Consider the following 1,192-nt stretch of genomic DNA (forward strand, 5'->3'; position numbering starts at 1 on the left):
CGCGAGGCCGGTTGGTGCGCAAGACCCGTACGCGGGCAAGCTGCTGGCCGCCCTGCTTGCGGTAGATCTCGGAGAGCACGCTGTCGGCACCGACCACCGCGGCGACCGCGTCCTCGAGGACAGAGCTCTGCGCGCCCGGGCCGAGCGTGCGGAACCAGGCCTCCATCGCGTCGCCGCCCCGCGTCACCAGGCCTGCCGTGTCCGCGTAGGCCTCCCAGGCGTGCACGGTCATGTGCGCGGCCCAGTTGATGGCGGTCGCGGCCTGCTCCTCGGTGATGTTGTGCTCGGTAGCGACCTGCAGAACGGCGAGCGGGTCCGGCGTCATCGTGTGCATGAGGGGTGCTTCCTTATCTTGTGGTTCAAGCGGCAGTTGGGTGTGTTCTCCCTTCCCAACTGAGGTTAATTCTACTATGTCTAAAGGGGGTGTCAATTGCGTCTATGCAGTTCAGAGCCCTGACCGCCGCCCTGTCGCGCGCTGCTCTACGACGCCACGCGCGCTTCGCGACGGCCGCGCGTGGCCCGCTTGCGGATGCTCGCCGCGCCGGCATTTCGCACCTCGGCCCGCTGTGACGTCACCCGGCACTTCCCGCACAGCGGCTCCCCGAGCCGCTGGTGAGCTTTCACTCCGCTGCTCGTCCCGCAGGTACCCGCCTGCGATACGAGCTTCGACAGCACAGGTGCGTCCGCGGCGACAGCGACAGGCTTCCCGTTGACCCATGTGCGCGCCGCGCACACCCCGTCGAACCGGTTCGCCTCCGGCCGCACGAGCTCGTAGCACTGCAGCACGAACGGACACAGCTCCGCGCAGCCTTCCATGAGCGGCCCGCACGCCTTCATGACGTCGCTGGGTTTACTGCGCACCAGGTGCTCGCTGGGCACGTACCCGTCAAGGCCGGCACATGGCGCGGCGGTGGTCCAGGCTGCGGAAGAAGTCGAGGTGATCACGGAGGGCTTTCTCGTTGTCGCGTGGAATCAGAAAAGGGCGGGCTGCGCCTTGGCGGGCGGGCAGATGGCATCCAGGGCGGCCGAGGCCTTCAGCTCCAGGCTGCTGGCGAGGCGGGCCCACGGCCGGTAGGAGAGCGACGACCACAACTCGGGTGTGCGGTAGGGGGCCGGGCCCGGAACATATGCGGCATCGTGCGCTGTTACGGCCTCGACGGCCGCGCGCAGTGCCCCGTAACGGACCGAGGTC

At 68.6% G+C, this 1,192-nt stretch carries 3 protein-coding genes; all 3 read right to left on the reverse strand.

Annotated elements, in window-relative coordinates; genetic code table 11:
- A partial coding sequence (locus ACZ5CR_RS46255; RefSeq protein ID WP_468870004.1) for a hypothetical protein occupies nucleotides 1-334 on the reverse strand: 334 nt, incomplete at its 3' end.
- Nucleotides 335-480: 146 nt separating this feature from the next.
- The gene (locus tag ACZ5CR_RS46260) at nucleotides 481-945 is read right to left on the reverse strand and encodes a hypothetical protein (protein ID WP_468870009.1); all 465 of its coding nucleotides are present in this window, start codon (nucleotides 943-945) and stop codon (nucleotides 481-483) included.
- A 27-nt stretch (nucleotides 946-972) separates the two neighbouring features.
- On the reverse strand, nucleotides 973-1,192 hold a 220-nt coding region (locus tag ACZ5CR_RS46265), incomplete at its 5' end, for a hypothetical protein (protein WP_468870013.1).

Source organism: Streptomyces sp. NPDC031274, from assembly GCF_055570235.1.